The 6588-nt window shown below is 70.2% G+C and carries 5 protein-coding genes and 1 pseudogene; 2 read left to right on the top strand and 4 right to left on the bottom strand.

Features of this window, described 5'->3' with window-relative positions:
* Positions 1-205, top strand: a pseudogene (locus OG2516_RS20575) (hypothetical protein); the annotation flags it as partial.
* Here OG2516_RS20575 and malG read toward each other — a convergent pair.
* From malG to malE, 3 genes are read right to left on the bottom strand one after another with little or no spacing between them, the layout of a single operon-like run.
* A complete protein-coding gene (malG, locus tag OG2516_RS14550; RefSeq protein ID WP_007256468.1) occupies positions 163-1053 on the bottom strand; it encodes a maltose ABC transporter permease MalG in 891 nt (296 codons plus the stop codon). The pseudogene OG2516_RS20575 and the gene malG overlap by 43 nt on opposite strands.
* Complete coding sequence (gene malF, locus OG2516_RS14545) at positions 1050-2585, bottom strand: maltose ABC transporter permease MalF (RefSeq protein WP_007256467.1); 1536 nt, start codon at positions 2583-2585, stop codon at positions 1050-1052. The genes malG and malF overlap by 4 nt, the downstream gene beginning before the upstream one ends.
* 42 nt (positions 2586-2627) lie before the next feature.
* Positions 2628-3800 (bottom strand): maltose/maltodextrin ABC transporter substrate-binding protein MalE, encoded by a 1173-nt coding sequence (gene malE, locus OG2516_RS14540; protein WP_007256466.1) that lies wholly within the window; start codon positions 3798-3800, stop codon positions 2628-2630.
* Positions 3801-3979: 179 nt separating this feature from the next.
* Here malE and OG2516_RS14535 point away from each other — a divergent pair, with 179 nt between their 5' ends.
* Positions 3980-5062: an ABC transporter ATP-binding protein gene (locus OG2516_RS14535; protein WP_007256465.1), complete on the top strand. Its 1083-nt coding sequence runs from the start codon at positions 3980-3982 to the stop codon at positions 5060-5062.
* A 208-nt stretch (positions 5063-5270) separates the two neighbouring features.
* Here OG2516_RS14535 and OG2516_RS14530 read toward each other — a convergent pair whose 3' ends face one another.
* Positions 5271-6560, bottom strand: a complete 1290-nt coding sequence (locus tag OG2516_RS14530) for a PQQ-dependent sugar dehydrogenase (RefSeq protein ID WP_007256464.1) — start codon at positions 6558-6560, stop codon at positions 5271-5273.
* Positions 6561-6588 lie beyond the last annotated feature (28 nt).

Below are 6588 nucleotides of genomic sequence, written 5' to 3'. Positions count from 1 at the left end.
GCCCGCCCCCGGCACGCCCGAGCCGGACGCCGATTGGGGCGAGCCGGGCCTGTCCCGGACGGAGAGCATTTCGGCCTGGAACAGCGCCATCGTCCGGGCCATGATCGCCGTCCAGCCGCAGAACCCCGTCCCCGCCGTGGCCGGGACGGCCACCTCCCCCCGTCACCCCTTCACCGCGCCCTCGCTCAACCCGCTCACCAGGTAGCGCTGGGCGATCAGGAACACGACGGTGATCGGCAGGCCCGACAGGATCGCGGCGGCGGCGAAGTCGCCCCAGAGGTATCGGAACTCGTTGAGGTAGAGGCGCGAGCCGACGGCGAGGGTGAGGTTCTCCTCGCTGCGGATCAGCACGCTGGCGATCGGGTAGTCGTTGATCACGAAGATGAAGGCCAGCACGAACACCACCGCCATGATCGGCACCGCCAGCGGCAGGAACACGTAGCGGAAGGTCTGCCACGGGCTCGCCCCGTCGATCTCGGCGGCCTTGTCGAGCGCGGTGTCGACGGAGTCGAAGTAGCCCTTGATGGTCCAGATGTGCAGCGTGATCATCGACAGGTAGACGAGGATCAGCGCCAGGTGGCTGTCGATCCCGAGCATCGGGCTCACCTCGCCGGCGGCGTCGAAGATGGCGTAGAGCGCCACCAGCGCCAGCGTGGTGGGGAACATCTGGATCAGGAACAGCCCGTCGAGCATCGCGCCCTTGCCGCGGATGCGGATGCGGCTGAAGGCGTAGGCCGAGACCACCGACAGCGCCAGGATGCCGGAGGCGGCGATCAGGCCGATCTTGATGGAGTTCCACATCCACAGCAGCACCGGGTAGGGCGGCTCGACGACTGTGCCGTCGTCGCGCACGTAGTCGAGGCCGAAGGCGAGGTACCAGTGCTCGAGCGTCGGGTTCTCCGGCCACAGGCTGCCGACGGTGAAGTTGCCCTCCCGGAACGAGATCGACACCACCACGAGGAACGGAAACAGGATCAGCGCCAGGAACAGCAGCAGGAAGCCGTGCGCGAGGATCTTCTTGACCAGGAGGTCGCGGGGGCGCTCGACGATCATTGCGGCGCCCTCCGCGCCGCCGCCCGCCGCATCGCGACGAAGTTGGCGTAGGAGACCGCGCCGACGATGACGAAGATGATCAGCGTGATCGCCCCGGCGAGGCCGAATTGCTGGCTCGAATCGTTGAAGGCGAGGCGGTAGGTGAAGCTCGCCAGGATGTCGGTCTTGCCCGCCGGGATGGCGGTGCCGGGGATGTCGGGCTGGCCGCGGGTGAGCAGCAGGATCAGCATCAGGTTGTTGAAGTTGAAGGCGAAGGCGGCGATCAGCAGCGGCAGGAACGGCGGCAGGATCTGGGGCAGGGTGATCGAGAAGAAGGTCCGCACCGACGAGGCGCCCTCGAGTGCGGCCGCCTTCTTGTGATCCGCCGGCACCGCCTGCAGGAAGCCCATCGCCAGCAGCATCATGTAGGGATAGCCGAGCCAGACGTTGACGATCAGGATCATCACCCGCGCCAGCGTCGCGTCGGTGAACCAGTGCGGCCGGAGCCCGAACAGCGCCTCCAGGATCAGGTTCAGCTCGCCGAAATTCTGGTTGAAGATGCCGCGGAAGACGAGGATCGAGATGAAGGCCGGCACCGCGTAGGGCAGGATCAGCAGCACCCGGTAGACCGCCTTGAAGCGCAGGTGCTCCCACTGCAGGATCACCGCCAGCAGCAGCCCCAGCCCGAAGGCGAAGACGACGGTGCCGCCCGCGAAGAGCACGGTCCACACGAAGATCGACACCATCGGGCCGCGGATGCCCTCGTTGGTGAGGATGCGCTCGAAGTTCTGCCAGCCCACGGTGACGCGCCAGCCCGGCGGCACCCGCTCGCCGGCCTCGGTCTCGAAGAAGCCGGTGCGCGGGTTGGCGGTGAGCAGCGCGCCGTCCGACGTCCGGCGCAGGGTGTCTGGGTCGAGCAGCTCGTAGTCGGGCTGGACGCTGGCGAAGGTGCGCAGGCCGGCGTTCATCAGCACGGTTCCGTCGGGGGCGGTGAGGGTGGCGGCGCCGAGGCCGGAGCGGAGCGCGATGGCGTCGCGCCGCTCGAGCAGCGCGGCGGGCGCGTCGGCGGGCGCGAGCGCGGCGTTCTCCTCGCTGCCGTCGAGCGCGAGCGGCTCCGACAGCAGGCCGCTCTCGGGCAGCCAGACGCGGTAGAGGTCGCCCTCGGGCGCGACGGCGAAGGGCTCCTCGGTGTCGGGATCGACCGTCCCGCGCGACAGCAGCACCTCGACTGTGCGCGGCTTGGAGAGCAGGTTGAACGAGCTGTAGTTCGTGAAGCCGATCCAGATCGTGTAGATCACCGGGAAGGCGATGAAGATCAGCACCGCCGCGACACCGGGGAAGATGAAGCGGGCGCCGTAGAAGCGGTTGGAGCCGAACACGACGGCGATCCCGCAGGCCAGCGCCAGCAGGATCAGCCCGAACAGCGGCTGTTGCAGCTGGTAGAGGTGGAACGCCCCCCAGAGCAGCGCGAGGGTGACCAGCCCGGTCAGCGCGAGCCGGGGCCATTGGGCGGCGGAGCGGCCGCCATCGTGAGCTTGATCGAGCGCCGTCATGGGCGAGGTGCGGGCCGGCGCGCAGGCCGGCCCGGCGCCGGATCAGTTGCCGAGGATGCGCGCGGCGGCGGCGTCGAGTGCCTCCTGCGGCTCCTGGGCCTGGGTGGTGATGTTGGCGAGCGCCGGCTCCATCGCCGCCCAGAAGGCGCCCATCTCCGGGTTCGACGGCATCGGCACGCCGTTGGCGGCGACCTCGAGCATCGCGGAGATGTTGGGATCGTCCTGCGCCTCGGCGGCGGAGATGTCGGCGAGCGCGCCGAGCTCGCCGTTCCGGTTCCAGGTGGCGAGGCCCTCGTCGGTCAGCAGGTAGTTCTCGATGAACTCGACCGCGAGGTCGGTGTTCGGGCTCGCGGCGTTGAGGCCGAGCGCCTGCACGCCGAGGAAGGGCGGAGCCTCGTTGCCGTTCACCGTCGGGATCGGGGCGACGCCGAAGTCGATGCCCGAGTCGGCGAGGTTGCCCCAGGCCCAGGGGCCGTTGAGGATCATCGCCACCTCGCCGTTGTTCATCGCGGCGTCCATGATGCCGTAGTCGACGCCGGCATCCATCACGCCCTCCTCGATCAGCGTGTCGAGCACCTCGGCGCCCGCGACGGCGCCCTCAGTGTTCACGCCGGTCTGGCTGCCGTCGTAGCTGCCGTCGACCTTCTGGAAGGCGTACCCGCCGCCGGCCATCAGCAGCGGCATGGTGAAGTAGGTGTTGTTGTAGTCCCACAGGATCGGCGCGACGCCGTCGGGCGTCTCGAGCGCCATCACCTCCTCGAAGCTCGCGGGCGGCTCGGAGACGATGTCCTTGTTGTAGATCAGGTGCACCGCCTCGACGCTCACCGGGTAGCCCCAGGTCTTGCCGTCGAAGGTGACCGCGTCGAGCGTGGTGTCCAGCACCCCCTCGGCGAAGCTCGCGGAGGGCGAGACCGGGGCCAGCAGGCCGCCGTTGGCCCACTCGCCGAAGCGGTCGTGTGCCCAGAGGATGATGTCGGGGCCGTCGCCCGTGGCCGCGGCCTGCTGGAAGCGCTCGGGCAGGTCGGGGTCGACGACCTCGACGGTCACCTCGATGCCGAGATCGTCGGTGAAGGCCTGAGCCGCCTCGAGCAGCGCCTCGCGGTCGCGGTAGGCGCCGGTCCAGATCAGCAGCTCGCCGTCCTCGAAGGCGGCGGCGGGCAGCGCCGCGACGAGGGCGAGCGCGGAGACGGAGAGCGTCTTGGCGAAATGTGGCATGAGGTCCTCCCAAGGATGTTGCCGCCCGGGTTGTCCCGGTGTCGGAGTCATTAGATGCGCCTGCGCCCGCGCGCTGCAAGCGCTATCGGTGCGCCGTTGCGTCAGGACGGATGCCGCCGCTTGCCCGGCCCGCGCGGATGCTGTCACATGAGCCTGATCCACCAGCCCGGAGGCGTCAGATGCCGCTCGACACCCGCTCCGCCGCGCCGATGCGCACCGAGGCGCTGCACAAGTCCTACGGCGAGGTCGAGGTGCTGAAGGCGATCGACATCGACATGGCCGCCGGCGAGTTCCTGGTGCTGGTCGGGCCGTCGGGCTGCGGCAAGTCCACGCTGCTCAACTGCATCGCCGGGCTCGAGCCGATCACTGCGGGCAAGCTCTTCATCGGCGGGCGCGACATGACCAACGAGCCGCCCAAGGACCGCGACATCGCCATGGTGTTCCAGTCCTACGCGCTCTACCCGACGATGTCGGTGGGCGAGAACATCGGCTTCGGCATGAAGATCCGCCGGGTGCCGAAGGACGCGATGCAGCAGCGCATCCGCGAGGTGGCGGAGCTTCTGCAGATCGGCCACCTGCTGGAGCGCAAGCCGAGCCAGCTCTCGGGCGGGCAGCGCCAGCGGGTGGCGATGGGCCGGGCGCTGGTGCGCGATCCGGCGCTGTTCCTGTTCGACGAGCCGCTCTCCAACCTCGACGCCAAGCTGCGGGTGGAGATGCGCGCCGAGATCAAGCGCGTGCACCGCACGACCGGCGCGTCGATCGTCTACGTCACCCACGACCAGATCGAGGCGATGACGCTGGCGAGCCGGATCGTGGTGCTGAAGGGCGGCGTGGTGCAGCAATTCGGGACGCCCGAGGAGATCTTCGACCGGCCCGCCAACACCTTCGTCGCCGATTTCATGGGCGCGCCGCCGATGAACCTGATTCCCGCCGAGGTCGAGGGCGAGGCGCTGGTGCTGGGCGGCGGCCACCGGCTGAGCCTGCACGCGGGCCTCGCGGCGCGGCTGCCCCGGCGGCTGATCCTCGGCGTGCGCCCCGAGCGGATCCAGCGCAGCGCGACGCCCGACATCACGGTGCCCCCGGTGATGGTCGAGAATACCGGCGCGGAGTGCTACTTCACCTTCCGCCTCGGCAAGACCAGCGTCGTCGCCAAGCTCCCCGGCCGGATGCCCGACGACACCACCGAAGCGGCGGCGCTGGCGGTGGACCGGGAGGGGCTGAGCTTCTTCGACGCCGAGACCGAGCAGCGCCTGACCGTTTGAGGGGCGCTGGCCGGACGACCCCGCCGAAGTTTCGCGCTTCGCTTGCCACATGTTCCGCCCGGCCCCCGGCGGGGCAGCGCCGTCCCGCCCCCCCGGGGCGGCGCTTCTGGCGAAGGTCTGTCCGCCAACGCGACGTCGGTGCTTGCGGGAATATCCCAAGCAGCTCGCACCCGCCCCGGCGGGACGGCGCTGCCCGGCCGGGCGAAGGTCACGCCCCGGTGACGCGCCAGATCACGTTGCCGACGTCGTCGGCCATCAAGAGCGACTTGCCGTCCGGCCCGACCTGGACGCCGACCGGGCGGCCGTAGGAGACCGACTCGTCGGGCGCCAGGAAGCCGGTGAGGATGTCGCGCGGCTCGCCCGAGGGGCGGCCGTCGGCGAACGGGACGAAGATCAGCTTGTAGCCCGACAGCGTCGAGCGGTTCCACGAGCCGTGCTGGCCGATCGCCATCCCCGCGCCGAACCCCGGCAGCGTCCCTTCCGGCACCCAGCACAGGCCGAGCGACGCGGTGTGGCCGCCGAGCGCGTAGTCGGGCTTGGTCGTGGCCGCGACCTTGGCCGCGTCCTGCTCGACGCGGTCGTCGACGATGCGGTCCCAGTAGCAGTAGGGCCAGCCGTAGAACGCGCCGTCCTCCACCGAGGTCAGATAGTCCGGCGGGGTCTCGTCGCCGAGGCCGTCGCGCTCGTTGACCACGGTCCAGAGCTTGCCGGTGGTCGGCTCGAACGCGACCCCGACCGGGTTGCGCAGCCCGCCGGCGAAGATCCGGGCGGTGCCGCTGGCGATGTCGTACTCCCAGATGCAGGCCCGGCCTTCCTCGGCCTCCATCCCGTCGTCGCCGATGTTGGAGAGCGAGCCGACGCCGGCGTAGAGCTTGCTCCGGTCGGGCGAGACGATCAGCGAGCGGGTCCAGTGGCCGCCGGGCTTGAAGTCGCAGAGCTTCCTGCCCGGGCCGGTGAGCGAGGTCGCGCCCTCGGTGTAGTCGAAGGCGACGATGCCGTCGGTGTTGCCGACGTAGAAGGTGTCGCCCACCAGCGCCATGCCGAAGGGCTGGCGCTGGTTCTCGAGGAAGACGTGGCGCTCCTCGGCGATGCCGTCGCCGTCCCTGTCGCGCCAGAGCGAGATCCGGTTGGCGCTCTTGCCGATGGCGCCGGCGCGCCGCATCGTCGCCTGCGCGGCGCGGTCGAACAGGCTCCGGGGCGGGCCGGCCTCGTTGAGCGCCTCGGCCACGAGCACGTCACCGTTGGGCAGCACCTCGATCCAGCGGCAATGGTCGAGCTTCTCGGCGAACGCGTTGACCTTCAGGCCCGGCGCGGCGGTCGGGGTCTGGCCCGGGTCCCAGCCGCGGGCGGTCGGCATCTTCAGGGTCATGAGACCCTGCTTCTTCGCCTCCGGGATCTCCGGCTCCAGGCCCACCGCCTGCCGGCCGGGGGCCCCCATCCGCCGCAGCAGAACCATCGTGCCGCCCACGAAGGACGCCGCTTTCGCCATGAAGTCCATGAAGTCTCCTGATCGCTGGCCGGCCACG

The sequence above is a fragment of the Oceanicola granulosus HTCC2516 genome, from assembly GCF_000153305.1.
GTDB classification, from domain to species: domain Bacteria; phylum Pseudomonadota; class Alphaproteobacteria; order Rhodobacterales; family Rhodobacteraceae; genus Oceanicola; species Oceanicola granulosus.
Note: the sequence above shows the minus strand (reverse complement) of the source record. Positions and strands in the feature narration are given on the sequence as shown.

Coding starts and splice junctions, on each gene's coding strand:
- malG (WP_007256468.1), bottom strand. CDS start 1,053: ATGATCGTCGAGCGCCCCCGCGACCTCCTGGTCAAGAAGATCCTCGCG.
- malF (WP_007256467.1), bottom strand. CDS start 2,585: ATGACGGCGCTCGATCAAGCTCACGATGGCGGCCGCTCCGCCGCCCAA.
- malE (WP_007256466.1), bottom strand. CDS start 3,800: ATGCCACATTTCGCCAAGACGCTCTCCGTCTCCGCGCTCGCCCTCGTC.
- OG2516_RS14535 (WP_007256465.1), top strand. CDS start 3,980: ATGCCGCTCGACACCCGCTCCGCCGCGCCGATGCGCACCGAGGCGCTG.
- OG2516_RS14530 (WP_007256464.1), bottom strand. CDS start 6,560: ATGGACTTCATGGCGAAAGCGGCGTCCTTCGTGGGCGGCACGATGGTT.